Annotated in this window: 11 protein-coding genes, 1 tRNA gene and 1 pseudogene; 8 read left to right on the top strand and 5 right to left on the bottom strand. The window is 57.9% G+C overall.

The features are described from left to right. Positions 1-634 precede the first annotated feature (634 nt). On the top strand, positions 635-1867 hold the full coding sequence (locus MRBLMR1_RS29935; protein WP_500067230.1) for a hypothetical protein: 1233 nt from the start codon (positions 635-637) through the stop codon (positions 1865-1867). A gap of 360 nt (positions 1868-2227) precedes the next feature. On the opposite strand, the gene MRBLMR1_RS29930 is transcribed toward MRBLMR1_RS29935, so the two are convergent. The 3 genes and pseudogenes from MRBLMR1_RS29930 to MRBLMR1_RS29920 form a co-directional block, all read right to left on the bottom strand. Beyond that, positions 2228-3127: an NmrA family NAD(P)-binding protein gene (locus tag MRBLMR1_RS29930; protein ID WP_500067229.1), complete on the bottom strand. Its 900-nt coding sequence runs from the start codon at positions 3125-3127 to the stop codon at positions 2228-2230. A gap of 269 nt (positions 3128-3396) precedes the next feature. Next, positions 3397-3624: pseudogene (locus MRBLMR1_RS29925) on the bottom strand (transposase domain-containing protein); the annotation flags it as partial. 169 nt (positions 3625-3793) lie between these two features. Then, positions 3794-3869: transfer RNA gene (locus MRBLMR1_RS29920), tRNA-Ile, on the bottom strand. 276 nt (positions 3870-4145) lie between these two features. On the opposite strand from MRBLMR1_RS29920, the gene MRBLMR1_RS29915 reads away from it, so the two are divergent. The 7 genes from MRBLMR1_RS29915 to MRBLMR1_RS29885 all read left to right on the top strand — a co-directional run bounded on the left by MRBLMR1_RS29915 (position 4146) and on the right by MRBLMR1_RS29885 (position 15795). Further along, on the top strand, positions 4146-6545 hold the full coding sequence (locus MRBLMR1_RS29915; protein ID WP_500067228.1) for an ATP-binding protein: 2400 nt from the start codon (positions 4146-4148) through the stop codon (positions 6543-6545). Positions 6546-6694: 149 nt separating this feature from the next. Continuing rightward, positions 6695-8725: an ATP-binding protein gene (locus MRBLMR1_RS29910; RefSeq protein ID WP_500067227.1), complete on the top strand. Its 2031-nt coding sequence runs from the start codon at positions 6695-6697 to the stop codon at positions 8723-8725. Positions 8726-8926: 201 nt separating this feature from the next. Further along, positions 8927-9682, top strand: coding sequence for a helix-turn-helix domain-containing protein (locus MRBLMR1_RS29905; protein ID WP_500067226.1), 756 nt, complete (start codon positions 8927-8929; stop codon positions 9680-9682). A gap of 201 nt (positions 9683-9883) precedes the next feature. Beyond that, a complete protein-coding gene (locus tag MRBLMR1_RS29900; RefSeq protein WP_500067225.1) occupies positions 9884-13183 on the top strand; it encodes a DEAD/DEAH box helicase in 3300 nt (1099 codons plus the stop codon). 198 nt (positions 13184-13381) lie between these two features. Beyond that, positions 13382-13711, top strand: a complete 330-nt coding sequence (locus MRBLMR1_RS29895; protein WP_500067224.1) for a hypothetical protein — start codon at positions 13382-13384, stop codon at positions 13709-13711. 192 nt (positions 13712-13903) lie between these two features. Further along, on the top strand, positions 13904-14950 hold the full coding sequence (locus MRBLMR1_RS29890) for an AAA family ATPase (RefSeq protein WP_500067223.1): 1047 nt from the start codon (positions 13904-13906) through the stop codon (positions 14948-14950). Next, positions 14950-15795, top strand: coding sequence for an HNH endonuclease (locus MRBLMR1_RS29885; RefSeq protein ID WP_500067222.1), 846 nt, complete (start codon positions 14950-14952; stop codon positions 15793-15795). The genes MRBLMR1_RS29890 and MRBLMR1_RS29885 overlap by 1 nt, the downstream gene beginning before the upstream one ends. 261 nt (positions 15796-16056) lie before the next feature. Here the strand turns inward: MRBLMR1_RS29885 and MRBLMR1_RS29880 are convergent, their stop codons facing one another. Further along, positions 16057-16350 (bottom strand): hypothetical protein, encoded by a 294-nt coding sequence (locus MRBLMR1_RS29880; RefSeq protein ID WP_500067221.1) that lies wholly within the window; start codon positions 16348-16350, stop codon positions 16057-16059. Between the two features lie 229 nt (positions 16351-16579). Continuing rightward, positions 16580-17971: a GntP family permease gene (locus tag MRBLMR1_RS29875; RefSeq protein ID WP_500067220.1), complete on the bottom strand. Its 1392-nt coding sequence runs from the start codon at positions 17969-17971 to the stop codon at positions 16580-16582. Positions 17972-18016: the final 45 nt, after the last annotated feature.

Below are 18016 nucleotides of genomic sequence, written 5' to 3'. Positions count from 1 at the left end.
GCCGCAGCAGCTCAGAAGAGAGGAGAAAAGGCCAATCCCTTGACCAAAGCCTGATCAGAAAACCATACTCAGAGGTGGCTCACTTCTCGGTGGAAAAACCGGCTCAGTTCCGCGTGGAAACCAACACGTGCCTCTGACACGCACTCCATCACCTGTCTTGAAGTGAAATACCGGAAGTGCGTCGCCTGCCTCGGTCGTGGCAGCTCCGGTTACATTTCTGATATGTGCGTTCATGGCGTCTTGCTCCGTTGCATCTGTTAACGGCGGCGATTTCTGCCGAAATGGCACATCGCGACGAGTTCGGGGGGCAACATGGCGATGCGTCGATGAAACGATCGAAGCGAAACGCCGCGCAACGGCGGCACTCCAGAAGCTGCGCGCGATAGGTTCGCCTCCTGCAACTTCCATTGATAGTGGTCGTAGAGAAACCTCATCGTCGGTCTGGTGGGATCCAGTTACCGGTTGGTGAACTGCGCGCAGAACTGCTCCTCTTCAGTAGAAAAAGAAGACCAGACTCTGGAAAGACCAGAACGAGAAACTTGTCGGGCGGCGCGCGAGCATTGCGCCCGATGTTGCAAGCGTCGTACGGACGAACCTGTCGGGCCTCAAGAAGGGGCCTGCCAAGTCGGCGCTGTTGGAGCATGTAGACGAGCTGATTTCCGTAGCCGTCGCATCGGGAGTAGCGAACCTACGAAACCTTTCCTGGGCGCTCCACAACGCCGTCGCGTTCGTAGACTGTCTCGCGAGCGATGACGAGATACCTCGAGAACACCTGCGGAGAACAATGCTCGTCGTCCTCGCCACGACGCTCTGGCTCCGCGAAGGGAAAGTGAACGAAAGCGTCTTGGCCGCTCTTCCCAATCTGTCATTGTCGAGAGCGGTTCGTTCGCTTGGCCAGGGCCACGGACGGACCGAGAATGACACGGACGTTGTGGGAGCCGAGGCGTTTTCCCTCGCATTCGCAAACCTCGGGGTCGAATCCCCACCCGTCGGATATACCGCGATTCTCGCCTTCGAGAAGTCCGGCGTTCTGGACTGCGAGGCGCTAGTAGCCGAGATCAAGGCACGTTTTGGATTCGGGAAGCTGCATGAAGAGGCGGCGTGGCGGGCCGTATGGTGCAGCCACACAAGGCGGAGAGAAGAAACCGACGCCGCCGTAATTAAGCTCGGCGCGGCGTTGAAGCGGAGGGAGATCAAGGACGCGCAGGTCATCCTCCAAGCGGTCGGCCTAGCGGTGAAGCTGCGGAAGGCGAACGACACCAGGCTGACCGGGGGTGTCGACATCACGTCTTTCTTCAAGGACTACATCGACCAGATAGAGGCCTCCGGGCTCCTCGAGGTGGGACACATCGATCCGGACGCCTACGATAGTCTTGGATATTCAAACCGGGAGGCACAGGAGTTTACCGACCTCCTCGGCTATCTAAAGAAAAAGCGTGGCTCGATCACCGAGACCCGGCGAGCCGAGCGCCTGGAATCGATCATCCGGAGAGCCGAAGACGGCGATCTTGAACCACTTTTTGAACTTGTCAGGTCCGACGATTCCGAAATGTACCGCTTTCCAGTCCTTGAGGGCGTAGATATCGACCGGGTCGCGAGATTGTTCACCGTCGACGTCCCCGAACTGAACCAGGGAGCGAAAACGCTGGCTTATCGGTACGCGGAACTGCATGAGCAGAGCCCGCTGGTCTCCGAAATTCCTTGGGCCCGCCGGGTCTACGCCGCGGTCATCTCTATCCTCGAGACCTGGAACGATCCGCATCGCTCGTTGGCGATCGATTATCTCAACGGCACGTTGCGCTACTACGAGAAGGACCGACCCTCCCACCTGAGAATTCTGGAAGACGAACCCGGCGCAAAACTGTAATGTCAGCCTTCCTTCTGTCTGCAAGGACGCTGGAGCTGTGGGCGGAGCCGACCGAAGGGCTGGCAACCGACATACGGAGGGCATCAGTCGAAGTCGAGTGGCTGGCTCGCGGGCACCGCCCTCCAGACATGGTCAGCCAGCGATCCTCGCTGAGAGTGAAGGCCTCGGTTCCGGGCCTACGTCAACATCTTCAGTTTCATGCTACACAACGGTTCAGTCTTCCAGCGAGTATTGGATCGGACGCTGCCAAACGAGACGTGGAGAAAACTGTATTCAAAGGCGGGAAGCGCTTCTTCGTGAGCGCTGTTTTCCTCACACGTTGACCAAAGCACGATAGGTCCATCCGAAAGCCACGGCTGCTTAGCCTTGAATCGTGATAAAATTCCTTTTGAACGTGGAAATGTTGTCTTTTAGCCATTCAGCGACTGACCGTGGTACATTTCCGGTCAGTTCGGCGACGGTATTGGTAGTTTCCGCTTGAACTGATCGTTCAAAAAGATGATCGAGCCCAAGCGCGATATCCGCAGCCATCTCGCTCATTCCCATTTGGAGTAAAACATTCCGATGTTCGGAGGGAGTACGCCGCAGATACCTTACCTCACGTCCAAGTTGTACAGAAAGCTCAGCAGCTACTTCCGGCATGCTCACAGAAGCTGGACCTGTTAGATGATAGGCGCGTTGTACGTCGTTGAACCGATCGTCAAGCAAAACTACTCGCGCAACGTCTGCTATATCTCGCGTGTCAATAAAGTTCACGCGGCCCTCTCCGGCAGCTCCGCCCCAAAAGCCATCCGCTACGGGCACTGCTGCTCGCGCCAGAATGTCAACGAAAGCGGAGGGGCGCAGCAGGGTATAACCAATATCGCAAGCTGCGAGATGTGCTTCAATTTTTGCGTGCCAGTCGAAAGGGTGCAGGCGAACGGGCGGACCCATGACCGAAACTTTGACGATATGTGAAACTCCAGCTCCGACCGCAGCGTCGATGAGAGCAATCTCGTTCTCAACCTGCTTTGCATAGGTTCCGTGGGCGATGAACGCCTTGTCTACGCCTTCTAACGCCTTGGACAATGTCAAAGGCGCTTCAAAATCGATGATCGTAGGAACCAACCCAGGCGGCAATCGATCCGAAGACGCACTGCGCGAGAGCGGAATTATATCAACATCGTCATCGGCAAGTTTATTCAATAGCGCAGAGCCGATCCGACCCGTTGCGCCAACGACAGCGATGCGGCTACCTTGATGGGCTGGAACCTTGGTCAATGATAATTACCATCTCCAGTGACGCCTAGCTTAGAAGACGGCGTTTTCGAACCTTTACGGGGTAGGCGCTGGTCCCTCACACGGCAGCCCTTCCACAGGGCCAATCTCAAGGACCAGCTTGCCAAAGGTATTTGGGCCCAAAATGAAGACGCCGATTGTACAATTCCAGCTTCGTGCGACCTTGAGAATCTCTGGAGATGAATGCGACGTCGGCCAGCCGCGCAGTTGTCACCTTGGAAGCTGGCATCCGAGCCCCACGAGCACTGACTTCATCTTCCTATTTGGCGCGGGTGATGCCAAGGGGGTCGTTCTTCGACCTGCCTCTGCTTGTGGCCATTGACCAAGGCGGTCAGTGTCGAGCACAGATGGCCGAACGGGTCGACAGCATTGAGCTTGTAGGTTTCGATCAACGAGGCGATGGTCGCCCAGTTCTCTGCTCCTGCATCGTGCCCGGCGAAGAGAGCATCCTTGCGATTAAGAACTATCGGTCTGACGGTGTACGACCATCAGCGGTACCGCGAGCTCAAGCAAGGGTGTCTGGCTGCGATCGACCGCGCCGCTTGACCAAGCATGCGCCCGCGCTGACAAGTCGATGCCCAAAGTGACGGACAGCGCGAACCCAGCATATACGGATGGCTTTCTAAAGGCGATCGATGCCAGGTGATCTGGTAGGCCCGGCCAGATTTGAACTGGCGACCAATCGGTTATGAGCCGACGGCTCTAACCGCTGAGCTACAGGCCTAAGTGCAATCTAGTGAATTCAGTGCTCTGTTCAAGTCCCGCTTTCGCTTTACACCTCAGAACGGATGCCTGTTCCGGTTGTGGTGGGAATACGGACGGGTGATGCGAGCTTTGTCCCTACCGCGGCAGTTGGCGGCTTCAGCAAAAAAGAATTGACGATGGTTCACTGTAGTTTTTCGATGCTAGGCTTCCGGTTATCCGGCGACTGAGGCAAATTCAGCCGGCAAGCATTTTAGAGGTTGCCGACTGGAATTATGCGTGCGAGGGGGCGCGTTTCATGGACGAGAGACTGAAACGAAAGCTACTTCTCGTCGCTGCCGTCTCTATTGCCGGACTGGTTTTCGCTTTTGATTCGATGACGGACTTCGACTCTTCGGTCGCGGTCCTCTATCTCGCAGTCTTGGTCCTTGTCTCCGCTGCGGGCACAGACAAGGAAGTTGCACGCGCCGCGCAGCTATGTATCGGACTCACGTTACTCTCCTGGATCATCGTCCATCGCGACGATCCGACCGCATCGAATGCGCTGCGATGCGTTTTCGCTTGCATTGCAATCGGCGTGACGGGAGCGCTGCTAAACAGCCGAAAGCGGCTGGAGTCCACGAAGGCTGATCTTGAACGCAGCCGGTCGGAAGTCGAACTTTTTGCCAACTCCGTGCCGTTCGTCCTATGGCGCTCAAACCCGCGCGGCGAGATCGAGTATCTCAACGCCAGTTGGACGGCCGTAACAGGACTGGACCGCTGGTCCGTCCTCGAGGGCCAGCGCTACAATGACGTGGTGCATCCGGACGATATGCCATCGCTTGTCGAGACCGTATCGACGGCTGTAGCGACCCGTACGACCACAGACCTCAAGGTGAGGGTCCGACAGGCCGACGGCTCTTATCGTTGGATGCAGATTTACGACAATCCCGCATACTCGCCTCTAACCGGGCAGGTCGAGCGCTTCGGCGGCCTTTCCGATGTCCATAATGAGGTCGTGGCGAAGCAAGAGCTTGAACGGGTCCGGAGTGAACTCGAAGCCAGCCGGGCCGAGTTAATAAATTTCACGGACTCCGTTCCGCAAATCCTCTGGCGTTCCGACGCGCTGGGGAACATCGACTTTTTCAATCGCAGATATACCGAGGTTACGGGCCGCGACGTGGAGATCGCCCTGGATCGTCAGGACTTCGCCGATGGCATCCACCCGGATGACCGCGACGACTACTTGCGTTTGGTGGGGCAGGCATTCTCATCGCGCTCGGAGTTGCGTGCCAGCTTCCGACTACGTCATGCCGACGGCAACTACCGTTGGATGTCGGTCGTGGGTCGCCCGCTTCACCGCACGGACGGCTCCGACGATGTCAGCTATTACGGGGGTGTTTCAGATATCCACGAGGAGGTCACTTCCCACCAGAAGGTGCGCGAGCTCAATGAGACCTTGGAGCAACGCGTCGAGGAGAGGACGTCGGAGCTGCTGCGCACGGAACGCCGGTACGCCGGGCTGTTCGATGTCAGCAACATGACTTTTGCCGAAATGGATTTCAGCGCGGCTGAGGTGATGATCGACGAGTTAAAGGTGGCGGGGGTGACAGATCTCCGGGCCTACATGACGGAGCATCCCGAGGAATTGGAGCGGACGCTCGGTGCGATAAAAACCACCCGCGTCAATCGGGCGCTCGCCCGCATGATGGGGTATGACAGCGTTTCCGACCTCGTCGCCAATCCTCCTGCCCAGAATGCCGAAGACGGCACCGAGGTCCTGCTGCGCCAGCTCGAGATGTATTACTACGGTGCTGACCATATAGACGGCCGGACTGTTCTCGCCGGCAAGAACGGAATACGGATTCCCGTCTATTTCACGGTTACGAGGCTATCCGACGGGCTGCATCTCTCCAGCCACGTCGATCTCTCTGACCAAGAGCGTATCGAGCAGATGCGTCAAGCGGCACAGGCTGAACTGGCCCGTGCCAATCGAATCGCGACTGTTGGCGCTTTCTCGGCGTCGATCGCGCATGAACTGAACCAGCCCATATCCGCTATGGTAATAGATGCGCGGACTGGGTTGCGGCTTCTCGCTCGGGAAGGTCCCGATATGGAGGCGCTCGACCGTATCTTGCAGCGTGTCGAGAAGAACGCCCAGCGAGTGGCTGCCATCGTCCAGCGTACCCGTGAAAACCTTGTGGCTCGGGAGCGGGCCGGGAAGGTGATCGATCTCTACCGTCTGGCGTCGGAAACCCGCGATCTGATCGGTCATGATCTGAAGCGGGCTGATGCCGAAATGGAAATCGCCTGTTCTGACACGTTGCCATCGGTGATAGCCGATCCAGTCGAGCTCCAACAGGTCCTCGTGAACTTGATAAACAACGCCGTCGACGCCATGCGTGACCAGGCAGCGGAGCGGCGCATTACACTCGAGTTTGTCGAGAGGCAAACCAGCGTCCGAGTCCGCGTTGCAGATACCGGGCCCGGTATCCCCGACGAGCATATCGCGAAGCTTTTTGAGCCGTTCTTCACAACGAAGACCACCGGGATCGGTATGGGACTCCAGATCTGCCGCTCGGCGGTTGAGGCTATGGGCGGAGAATTGACGGCCTCCAACCTGCCGGGAGGAGGGGCCTGCTTCGAGTTCGATCTTCCAGCGGCGCTGGGAGATCCTGGCCAGGAAAAACAGACGCTTGTCATAGGAAGCCCAGCTTGAGTCGACCTAGCGCCGAATAGTCCGGGGAGTAGCTTGATCAAACCGAAGGGGACCGTTTGCCAACCTACCCAAACAGATAGGTATCAGCCGAACAACTCCTGGTGTTAGCTCCTCCTCGCGATACGTCTGGATGGGAGGAAGGTTCAACGATGTCGACCCTTGAAAATCCGTGGTCGATCGGAGCCGTTTCTCGATCCAAGGCCCTCAAGTCCGATGTATCACGACGATCAGGGCTTTTTGAGCAGCCTGGACTATCGACATCGGCTGGCTTGATAGCAGCAGGCGGTGGCACCTATCTCCAACATGCCGGCGCGGGCGACTTCTGGTCTCTCTCCAGCTTTCTCATCGCTCTACTTCTCGGGACGTACGGAAAAGGCCTTCATTTTACCGTGGCTTGGATAACCGGCTGCTTTCTGCTGATCCTCTCAAGTTCGCAAGCGTTCAGCTTGTTCGATTTCAGCTGGCTCACGCCGAACAAGCAGATTGTCCTCGTAGCCATGATCGGCGTCTCGTGCGTGTTGCTTTCCAAGTGGTGGCGTGGATACGACCTGCGTCGCCGTGCCGGCGGGAGTGCCAGCGAACGTCAGGAGCTTGCCGACGCTTTGCCCCACGTGATCTGGGGAACAAGCACAGATGGCAAATGCGAATTCCTCAACGACCGTTACACCGAGACATTCGGCATAAACCGCTCGAATGCCATCAAGGAACAGACCTGGATAGATCCGATACACCCCGCCGACCTCGAAAAAATGCAGAGCGCTTGGCGAAGCGCTATCGGTAGCGGCAATTCCTTCTATTCCGCTCTCGCGCGCATGCGGATGAACGACGGGTCGTATCGATGGATGGAATCCATCGGGCGGGCGGTCAGATCCGAAAAAACGGGCGATACCCAAAATTGGTTCGGCTGTTTGGTTGACGTCCAAAACCAGGTCGAAGATCGTGAGACCATTGCACGATTGCAGTTCGATCTGCAGGCGATCTCGGACGAACGGGAGAGCAAGTCGGCTGGATCCGACGCCAGGCTAAGGGCGATATTCGAGCCAAGAGAGGTCGGATGGATAGACTACGACGTCACGTCAGTGGGTAGTCTGTTCCAGTCATTGAGAACGCAGGGCATCGTGGATGTCGCCGACCATCTGGAAAACCACGCGGCCGACGTGGTCGCGCTATCGGGCGGGCCGAGGCTACTCAACGCAAGCCAGCATATCGCATCGTCACTTGGTTTTGACAACTCCGAGAGCATGGTCGCAACACGGCGGGGAGGGCCGCAAACGGCGGACGATGTCGAGATCGCGATCCTCAAGGCTCTGGTCAACGGTGCGGCAACGACTTGCGGCATAGCGAGACTTGCGGACGCCAGAGGCGTCATAAAGGTCTTTCCGTTCACGGTCTGCTTTCTGGAAGGCGGGGTGGCAAAGGCTCTGTTTCTCGACGCTTCGGTGTCGGAAGAGCACGCGGAGGCGGCAGGCAAGGCCCGCGTAGAGCTTGCAAGGGTGAATAGGGTCGCCGCTTCGTCTGCATTGTCGGCCTCGGTCATTCATCGGATCAGCCAGCCGATTACGGCAATCTCGCTGGACGTCGCGACGGCCACGAGGTTGATCGCGTCGGGTGAAGGCGACTCGGCGGCCGTTGGCAAGGTCATGGACCGCCTGCGGTGGAATACGCAACGCCTTGCAGACGTCGGAACGTCAACTCGTGAAGCCTTGAGGAGTGCCCCTCAGACTCTCGAGACCGTGGACATCGCCGATCTGGCCCGACGATCCTATCGTCTTCTTCTCGACCCAATCGGCACGCACCAAGAACGGCTCAAGATCGTGGAGGACGACGATCTTCCTGAACTCGTTGCCGACCGCGTCGCCCTGCAACAGGTGCTTTTCGCGCTTCTACAGAACGCGCTGGACGCCTGTAGCCCGACAGGGGAGCCGCCGGATATCTCTGTCGCAATTTCTTCCGGATCGCGACAGAGAGAAATCACGGTTACAGTGGCGGACCGCGGGCCAGGGATAGACCGGGAGCATGCCACCCTGGTCTTCGATCCGTTCTTCTCCACCAAATCCAACCACCTCGGCTTCGGCCTTACGGTTTGCCAAAGCGTCGTGGAGGGCTTCGGCGGAACGCTCACACTGACCAATCGGCCGGGTGGCGGCGCGCTTGCACAGTTCACGATCCCAGTTCGATGAAGGTGCTGACAGCAGTCCCCCCGATCAAGCGACCGCCACCGTCGACTGTTCTGATAAAGCTCCAAGTCGAGTGTTCCGTGCTATCTCATGAGCTTGTTTGGGAAAGTGCTGCCTACCGGAAAAAATGCAGCTGAAGGATTTTTGGACCTCTTTTGATTTCCCAGCTTGAGGCAATCTACGGTTATCGAAAGGAACCGAACGATGTCTTTGAATGAGCTTCTGAATACCATAGGCAGCCTCCCCGAGCGTTCTCGCGAGATTCCGTCGCCGCCACCACTCGAAACAGTGGCTTTCTTTGTACGGTGGTCACGCGGACTGAAAAACTGGAAGGTGGCGACACTTGCAAATTTCGCTGGCGTTTCGGTTTCGACCGTGGAGCGGGTCGAGCGCGGTGAAAAGGTGAGTGTGGAGAACCTCGACAAGATCACTATCGCGCTGGGGTACGAGGCGGGCAAGCTCCACGCTCCCCGTATACCTCTCGGCCCGGACAAGGCTGCGGAAGACTTGATCGAGACTTACGGCTACCTGGAACAGGTGTCGGTAGTTCCATTGAAGAGCCAGAAGGCCATTCGAGATGCGGCGAAGTGCGCCGGAATGCTTGTTCACAAACACGCCGTACCGGACGATCATGACGACGACATCGCAAACCTGGCGGATTGGATCGACCTAGCCGGATTCATATTGAGCGAGGAAATCGAAGGGTCCGGTCAAGAGCCGAAGAAACGTCGGCTATACGGGGATATTCAGGACCATGTAACTAACATGGAGCGGCAAGGGCTAACGGTGCTCGTCGGGGTTATGGACGCGCCCCAGCCGGAACTTCCCGATGCGAAGATCGCGATACTCGCCATATCGACGAAAGCAGCTGATCCCGGCGCGATAAAACGGGAGCATGTCTGGGTCGATCGTCGCAACGTCAGCAATCTAAGCTTTGCTCCGCCCGGCATGGACCCGTAGGCGCTTTTTTGGTCGCCAATGCCATCGGGCCGGCACCCGACAACTTTCGGTCATCTCGTAGATACCGTTCTGTTCGAACTCTCTTGTGGAGCAGGTGGTTTTCAGAAAGCCGCCTGAGCCTCCCAGCGTTGCGGTCGCCTGGGAGCGCTACTACCTTCGAGGGTATAGACTAGGTTCCGCATCACATTCGCTGGAGGCGACGTGGACACGCTTTTCAAAGAAGATCTGGAAATTTCGCTTCCGCCACAATTCGCGATCGCAGGTAAAATCCACGGTGCCTTTGTCAGGAAACTTCGCCATCCGGGTCGCAAGCTAGTCGCTTCTGCGAACGAGTTCACGGAGAAGCGGGTTCGGGGATTGTTTCTCCGCAGTCCCGATGGACGGCGCGAGGTAGCCGTAATCCCCCGAAAAACCGACGTGGATCTGCCGAGCGGCGAGATATTGCGCCATCCGGCGGCCGCGAGCCTTCTGGAGTTCCGTAAAGACCCGACCCCCGGCGTCTGGATCAAGCCCGCCGCAGCCGATGCTTCGAGCATCTCGATCCAGGACCTCGAAGGCAGATGCGCCGAAATCCGCCAATCCTGGCGAGGGGCGTTCACATTTGCCGAAGAGCGCATCGTTGGCGACATAGTTATCCAGCCGGGTCTCAGGAAACCGCAAATAGGCGCGATTCATGCCGCGCTTGGCCATTGGACCGCGTCTTCCGCACCCGCGACCATCGTCATGCCCACTGGAACGGGCAAGACCGAGACGATGCTTGCGCTAATGGCTGTCGCGGAGGTCGAGCGGCTTCTCGTCGTCGTGCCGAGCGACGCTCTTCGAACGCAGATTTCGGATAAGTTTCTGAGCCTCGGGGTTCTCAAGGCCTGCGGATGCCTTGCTGAAGGCGCAGAGCTGCCCGTCGTCGCGACGCTCGGCGAGATCCCCAAGACGGTTGAAGAGGTCGACGATATTTTTAGACGGGTCAACGTCGTCGTCACGACGATGGATGCGGTCTCCAAGGCAAGCGGGGACGTCCAGCTGAAGATGGCGGAGCTTGTGAGCCACCTTTTCGTAGATGAAGCGCATCATATCGCCGCCAAGACGTGGCGGGAATTCAGGTCGCAGTTCGCGAACCGTGTCGTCCTCCAGTTCACCGCGACGCCATATCGCACAGACGGACGACGTGTAGACGGCAAGTTCATCTATAACTATCCGCTCGCAAAAGCCTTTGCCGAAGGATACTTCAAGAAAATACATTTCAGGCCGATCTACGGCCTCGACCGAGACGATGCCGACCTGCGGATTATCCAGGCTGTCAAGGCTTCACTGGTCCAAGACGAGGTAGATGGGCATTTTCATCTTGCGATGGCGCGTTGCCGGAAAATTGAAACCGCCGTCAAACTGCACCGTCTCTATTGCCAGCAGTTGCCCGCATACAACCCGGTTATCGTCTACAGCAGCCTCTCCTCGAAGGCCAAGATGGAAGCGCTCCGCAAGCTCAGGTCCGGAGAAAGCAGAATCGTCGTTTGCGTAGACATGCTGGGCGAAGGCTTCGACCTTCCCGAACTCAAGATCGCCGCGCTGCACGACAAGCATCAGAGCGAGGCAATCACCGTACAATTCGTTGGGCGGTTCACAAGAACGAGGAAGGACCTCGGTGACGCGACCGTCATCGCCAACGTCGTCGCCGCCGGCATGAGGGACAGCCTTCAAGCACTCTATAACGAAGACGCCGACTGGAATCATCTGCTCGAGGGGCTCGGAACCCGCAACACCGCGCGCGAAGAGCGGAGGCAGGAAGTATTCGAGGGCTTCGACCAGCCGCCGACTGACTTCCCGCTTGATCAAGTAACTCCTCGCCTAAGCGCGGTCGTCTACGAAACCGCTTGCGATAGGTGGGATCCGAACAAGATCATCGATGCCTATGGACCGGGTTCGATCATCGAAGGTCCGTCGATCAACTACGCCGAGCGGCTTGCGGTCTGGGTCTTGAAGACCGAAGAGAAGCTCAAGTGGACGTCCATGAGGCAGCCTGTGAACACGGCATACCATCTTTACGCCTGTCATTGGGATGACGAACGCCAGCTTTTGTATGTCAGCAGTTCGAACCTCAGCGATCTCCACGCCAGGCTGGCCGAAAAAGTTGTCGGAGGCGATGCGAAACGGATTCGCGGCGATGACGTCTTCAGGGTGCTCGACGGCTACAAGCGATTGATCCTAAGCCATCTCGGCCTATCGGAGGCCGTGCGCAAGCCGATCAGATATTCGCAGTTCATGGGCAGCGATATCGCACCTCAGCTCACCGATGACCCCGCCAATCGCGGGCGGATGAAAACGAACATCTTCGGCCAAGGATACACCACGAGCGGCAAGTCGACGATCGGATGTTCCACGAAGGGCAAGATCTGGTCATACGAGTCGGTACATGGATTTGCCGGATGGATGGAGTGGTGCAAGGTCATCGGTGCAAAACTACAGGACTCCTCCATCCAACCCGACGGTATTCTGAGACGCCTGGTTCAGCCGACCAAGCTAACCTCAATGCCCGACAAACACGCTGTCGCCATCAATTGGCCGGAGGCGGTTCTCCATGTTGATGATGATCGGGTGGATTTGGTATTCGGCGACGTCTCCGTTCCGTTCTATGACTGCGATATCCGCATCTTATCCCAGGTTCCCGGAACCGAGATCGTGATGAGGGTCGGCGGAGACGACAGGTTCGTCGATGTCACGATGACCATAGACGGTTCCGGCGCGCACTATAGCCCGACCTCCTCGAGCGGCGTTCGCATCGGAAAGAAAACCACTGATTTGGTATCGTGGTTCAAGGACGATCCGCCGCATATCTACTTCGCGGACGGGAACATGCTCTTGGCATCCGAGTTGCTCAAGCTGCCGGACGATCATGCGCCTCCGTTTGATCCTGACCGCCTGGTCGTCCGGGACTGGAGCGGCGTCAACATCAAGAAGGAATCGCAGGGCAGGAACAAGGATGCCACCAGCATCCAACGGCGCGTTATCGACGGGCTTCTGCAGAACGGCGGCTTCGACGTCGTTTTCGACGATGACGGCTCGGGAGAATCGGCGGATGTCGTGGCGATCAAGAAAGAGGGAGACGTCATCACGGTCGCCATGTTCCATTGCAAGTACGCGAGCGATCTCACGCCCTCGGCGAGGGTCGGCGATCTCTACGAGGTCTGTGGCCAGACGCAGAAGGCGATCCGCTGGCGAGAGCGGCCCGATCTCCTGTTCGCCCGGCTGAGGAAACGCGAGACGGCGATACAGAGGAAATTCGGGCTATCAAGATTGGAAAAGGGCAGCGTTATCGACCTGATCCAGTGGCACAACCGCTGGAGCGAGTTCGACTATCGCTTTGAAATGACCGCGGTCCAGCCCGGGTACTCGAAATCGGAGGCGATCCGTCAGCAGGACAAGGGCCAACTCGAGATTCTAGCCGCCACGCAGTCGTTGCTCATGGATACGTGGGCCATACCGTTCAAATTCGAGTGTAGCGCATGAGAACGGAGATCGCGATGTCGCGCGGGGCCTGGTAGCCGGAAGGAACAACTCTCGATGGGCGGGACGACACTCCGTGCTTCTTTCTCGATGAAGTCGCATATTAGGCCAAGACCACTTCTGCGTAGTGTTATTGAAATATAGAGTGGCGGGTGCTGTCGCCCAATCGGGGCAAGCCGCTCGCGAATTATGGATTGAAGCATGACCTTCAAGGTTGTCGATGCGTATACGTCAGCTGCAAACCCCGGCGATATCCTGCTCGTCAAGGATAAATGGAACGACTGGTTTACCTGGGTCACCCAGTTCTTCGCGGTCGTCATCCTGGATGACGGACGCCGATATGATATCGGCAGTGTCAAGATCGCACGGGCGGGTATGCACCCCAAAGACGCGATTACCAACCTTCCGTCAGAATTCCCCGCGCTGGGAGAAGGCTGGTTTTCGATCGGCCAGGGTGAGAACTACTATCAGACGCTTGAGACCCTTGGACCTCAGTACCGAAGCTGGTTCCTGGAGGCGCTACAGGATTGAGCCTACGATCTTGAGAGATTAGCCCGATATAGTGGCGAGGCAGTACTTAGGGAATCTCTCCTTCGGGACATCGAGAAGGAGCGGGTCCGCAATCGGTTTCATCGCCTCGCTCACGGAAATGCTGCGCTAACGCCATTTGCCTTCAACTACATCTTACCTCTCGATCCGGCTTCGATGGACCCACCGCCGGCGATGACCTTCAAAGTCACCCCCGGATCTCAGCCGCCAAGTAATATTCACGTTATCATTGGTCGAAATGGGGTCGGAAAAACGCGTTGTTTCGATCTACTTGCCCGCAACTTCATCGGTCGTGCTGCCATTGATGGCACGTCGTCCGGCGAGTTGAAATCGCTTTCCGTATTCGACAGTTCGCATGACTTTGCGGGTTTGGTGACGGTTTCCTTTAGTCCGTTCGACGAATACGGACCGCTTGTCCCGGAGCAGACTCCCCTTACCGTCCGGTATTCCTATGTCGGTCTGATCCAGGAGGTCGCACCAGACTTTTTCTCTGGGCCTCCGAGAGAGGCGCAGTCGAGCCTGACCATCAAAGGGCGCAAGGAACTCACCGAAGACTTCGTAAAAAGCGTTGGCATGTGCCGCGCCGGCGCGAGGAGGGAGCGATGGGAACAGGCGCTCAAGACGCTTGAAGCCGATCCGTTATTCGAGGAAGCGAACATTTCGACAATCGCCGACGAGACGCTTGAGGATTGGGAGCCAGTTGCGCGTAAGCTATTCAAACGTCTCAGCTCGGGCCATAGCGTCGTCATCCTCACGATAAGCAGGTTGGTGGAACTCGTCGAGGAAAAGTCCCTGGTACTTATCGACGAACCGGAAGGACACCTTCATCCTCCACTGCTTTCCGCGCTGGTGCGGGCATTGTCCGATCTGCTGATAAGCCGAAACGGTGTGGCGATCATCGCGACCCACTCTCCGGTCGTCCTTCAGGAAGTGCCATCCGATTGCGTTTGGGTACTCGGCCGTTCAGGACACTCGTCCCGAGCGGATAGGCCTGAAATAGAGACCTTCGGTGAAAATGTCGGAATATTGACCCGGGAAGTTTTCGGTCTCGAGGTGGTGCGGACCGGGTTCCACCGGATGATTTCCGAAGTAGCGGAGAGGAAGTCCTACGAGGACGTCGTCGGGGCTTTCGGCGACAAACTTGGTGCTGAAGCGCGCGGACTTGCCAGGATAATGACCTTGCCGTCGCCCGACGATTTCGACTTCGGAGACATCGAGTAGTGCGTTCTCTGCCATTGCCGCCGATCACATTTTCCGATGTCTTAGCTTTATGCATTTCCGGAATCGCCGACGCATCACTAAGCGCTCGCCTCAATTCGATATCACCGACGCTAAACACGTCTGCTGAGACGTATGGTACGCTCGCGACTTCTGAGCAGCTGCATCTCGTGCCGCGGATACTATCTGTTGGCGCGGTGACGAAGGAAGAATTGGTCAATTTATATTCGGATCACCTGAGTGCGACCAAAGGTGCGGCGCGCGCCGTCTATGACCAGATCCGAAACGCGGCCCCAAACAAGAAATGTCCGTTGTGCGGTGTCGGCACTGTGGGCGCTCTTGACCATCATCTGCCCAAATCCCGCTATCCTGATCTGTCGATCACGCCCGCCAACCTGGTTCCCGCTTGCCACTATTGCAACGATACCAAGAAGGCGAAGTTTCCGAAAAACGCCGGAGAGCAGACGCTTCATCCATACTTCGATCATCGCCTAATCGAAATGCAATGGCTTGGGGCGGTGGTCGATAGAGGGCCGCCCGCAACACTTGTATTCCGTGCTGAACCTCCGAGCATCTGGCCAGCTGTCGATCAGCAGAGGGTCAAGCGCCACGTCGCTGCGTGTGGTCTCGCGGTACTATACGCCTCCAATGCAAACGACGAGCTGCCAATTTTGAAGCCGACTCTCGCCGGGCTTTATGACCGCGGTGGACCGGTTCCGGTTCAGGAGCATCTGGAAGGAGAGCGGGACCGCTATCGCGTCCGACCGAACAGCTGGCAATTCGCGATGTACGACGCTCTTTCTTCCGACGACTGGTTTGTGGACGAGGGCTTCAGGAATATAGCCTGAGGGCTATCAAGAGCGGCAACGTGCTTCGGATAGCTGTCGCGAGTACCATGCACGATCCGATATGAACTGTCTTGATCGGGTCGTGCACGGCTAGAGCTGGACAAGGATAATCAAGGCTTCACGACCGATAGAGGGCCAGGGCGAGCGCAAGAAGCCCCATGCTCAAGAAGTACAGCCCGACGACCATAGAGAGGCTAGGAACGGCTTTCACGGCGACCAGCGCGACCGCGCCGCGGCGTCGTGGATATGACGGAGACATTGTCATCGCTGAGCCTCTTTCGCCTTGGAGGTGAGGGCGCTTGACGGTTCCTTCCGCATGGCCTTCGGAGCGGTTCCGCTCCCAATCTGGCGAGCGCCCGACGTCTTGTTGTCCTGCGCGGTGGACCCGGTGACGGTGCGTTCGGGCTTCGCCATCGGCGCGGGTACGGTTTCCGGGAACACGAGATCAGGGATCCACGTGGGGGAGGCTTCTGTTGTCGTCGCGGTCGTTGCGAGAAGCGCCGCCACCGCGGAGATGACAAGGATACGTCGGTTCTGCATGCTTTTCGGGGACATTCGCATTTCCTCTCTGTTGTGACGAAAGGGGTCGAATTCGTCATGAAGGAAGGATAAGGACCCAAGCGAAGGCGCGGTATTCTATACAGGTTTCGTCTGGGTAACCCCTTGGTATTAGGCATTTAATCTTACCGGACGCGTAAGCGCCCGCACGGTCGTCTTTCATGCGCGGCTGCTGCTGCGCGCGGCCTCGACGCCACTGTTTCCGTCGGCGAATTCTGCCGCCGTCCTAAACGAGCGGCGGGAGCAGGTTCATCAGCAGCACCATCACCAGGCCGACGACCGAAACGATCGACTGGATGGCGGATATCGTCTTTGTCGCCTCGCCCATCGTCATGCCGAAGGACTCCTTCACCAGCCAGAAGCCCGCGTGGTTGGCGTAGTTGAAAAAGAGGGACCCGCATCCGATCGCCAGAGCGAGGAGGGGGGTGTTCACGGGCTCGGCCATGGCAAGGGGCGCAAGCAGTCCTGACGCGCCGACAATGCCGACAGTCGCCGATCCCGTGGATACGGACAGCAGCATCGAGATCAGCCAGCCGAGCATCAACGGCGATAGCGCGAACTGTTGGCTGAGATGGACGATGGCGTCTCCGACCTTCGCATCGGTCAAGACGTGCTGGAAAGCCCCGCCGCCCGCGATAATCACGAGCACGTTTGCAATCGGCTTTAGACTGGACGACAGGGCGTTTCTCAGCTTTTCGGCATCGCCCGACCTGGTATAGACGAGGACAGTCGCGGCGAACACGACGCCGACAAGCATCGCGATTACCGGATCGCCAACAAAAGCTGCGGCACGCGCCATTGCCGTGTCCTTGGGCAGGATGAGTTCGAGTATCGCGTTCAACAACATCAGCAAGGCAGGAAGCAGGGCGACGACCACGCTCAGCGCGAGGCCCGGATGCCGTTGCCGCGAGGCCAGGCCGTCCCCATCGGAAGCTGAGAACTGTTTCACAAGGGACGCGTCCGGCCTAACGGCAAGGCGGGGCGTGATGAACGCTCCATATATCGGGCCGCCGAGGACGATCGCCGGGATCGCGGCCACGAAGCCGTAAAGCATGGTCGCGCCGATATTCGTCTTGAGCGATGCGATCGCGGTCAGGGGGCCGGGGTGCGGCGGAACCATGCCATGCATCGAAGCGAGGGCGGCTATCACCGGAACACCCACATAGACGTATGCCGATCCCTTGATGCTGGCTGTTTCGTCGAGCTTCCTCGCCACGCTGAAAACGAGCGGCAGCAGCACGACAAGGCCTACCTCGAAGAACATCGGTATCCCGATGATAAAGGCGACACCCGACATCGCCCAGGGCAACATGCGGATCGAGGTTTTCTTGATGATCGTCTCGGCGATGCCGTCGGTAACCCCTGTCTCGGCGAGTATATTCCCGAGCATCGCGCCGAGCGCCACCACGAGGCCTACAGCGCCGAGCGTGCCGCCAGCTCCGCTTTCGATCGACTTGATGACTTTGTCCATCGGCATCCCGGCGGCCAACCCGACCAGTACCGAGGTGAGGATCAGCGCCAGAAGCGGATGCATCCTTGCGCGCGAGACGATCAGCGTCACAAGTAGAAACACTCCTCCCACCGCGATCGCGAGAAGCTGGATATCGGAGCTATTCATTTGCATTTCCCGAGAATAGAGCCGTCCGGCCAGCGTCGTCGGACG

It is taken from the genome of Neorhizobium sp. LMR1-1-1.1 (genome assembly GCF_040675795.1).
Classification (GTDB): Bacteria; Pseudomonadota; Alphaproteobacteria; order Rhizobiales; family Rhizobiaceae; genus Neorhizobium; species Neorhizobium cellulosilyticum.
This window is presented reverse-complemented; position numbering and strand designations above follow the sequence as displayed.

What these genes read in the sequence shown, in the direction of transcription:
- MRBLMR1_RS29905 (WP_500067226.1), top strand. Translation starts at nt 8,927, where the DNA reads ATGTCTTTGAATGAGCTTCTGAATACCATAGGCAGCCTCCCCGAGCGT.
- MRBLMR1_RS29895 (WP_500067224.1), top strand. Translation starts at nt 13,382, where the DNA reads ATGACCTTCAAGGTTGTCGATGCGTATACGTCAGCTGCAAACCCCGGC.
- MRBLMR1_RS29890 (WP_500067223.1), top strand. Translation starts at nt 13,904, where the DNA reads ATGACCTTCAAAGTCACCCCCGGATCTCAGCCGCCAAGTAATATTCAC.
- MRBLMR1_RS29875 (WP_500067220.1), bottom strand. Translation starts at nt 17,971, where the DNA reads ATGAATAGCTCCGATATCCAGCTTCTCGCGATCGCGGTGGGAGGAGTG.
- MRBLMR1_RS29915 (WP_500067228.1), top strand. Translation starts at nt 4,146, where the DNA reads ATGGACGAGAGACTGAAACGAAAGCTACTTCTCGTCGCTGCCGTCTCT.
- MRBLMR1_RS29880 (WP_500067221.1), bottom strand. Translation starts at nt 16,350, where the DNA reads ATGTCCCCGAAAAGCATGCAGAACCGACGTATCCTTGTCATCTCCGCG.
- MRBLMR1_RS29910 (WP_500067227.1), top strand. Translation starts at nt 6,695, where the DNA reads ATGTCGACCCTTGAAAATCCGTGGTCGATCGGAGCCGTTTCTCGATCC.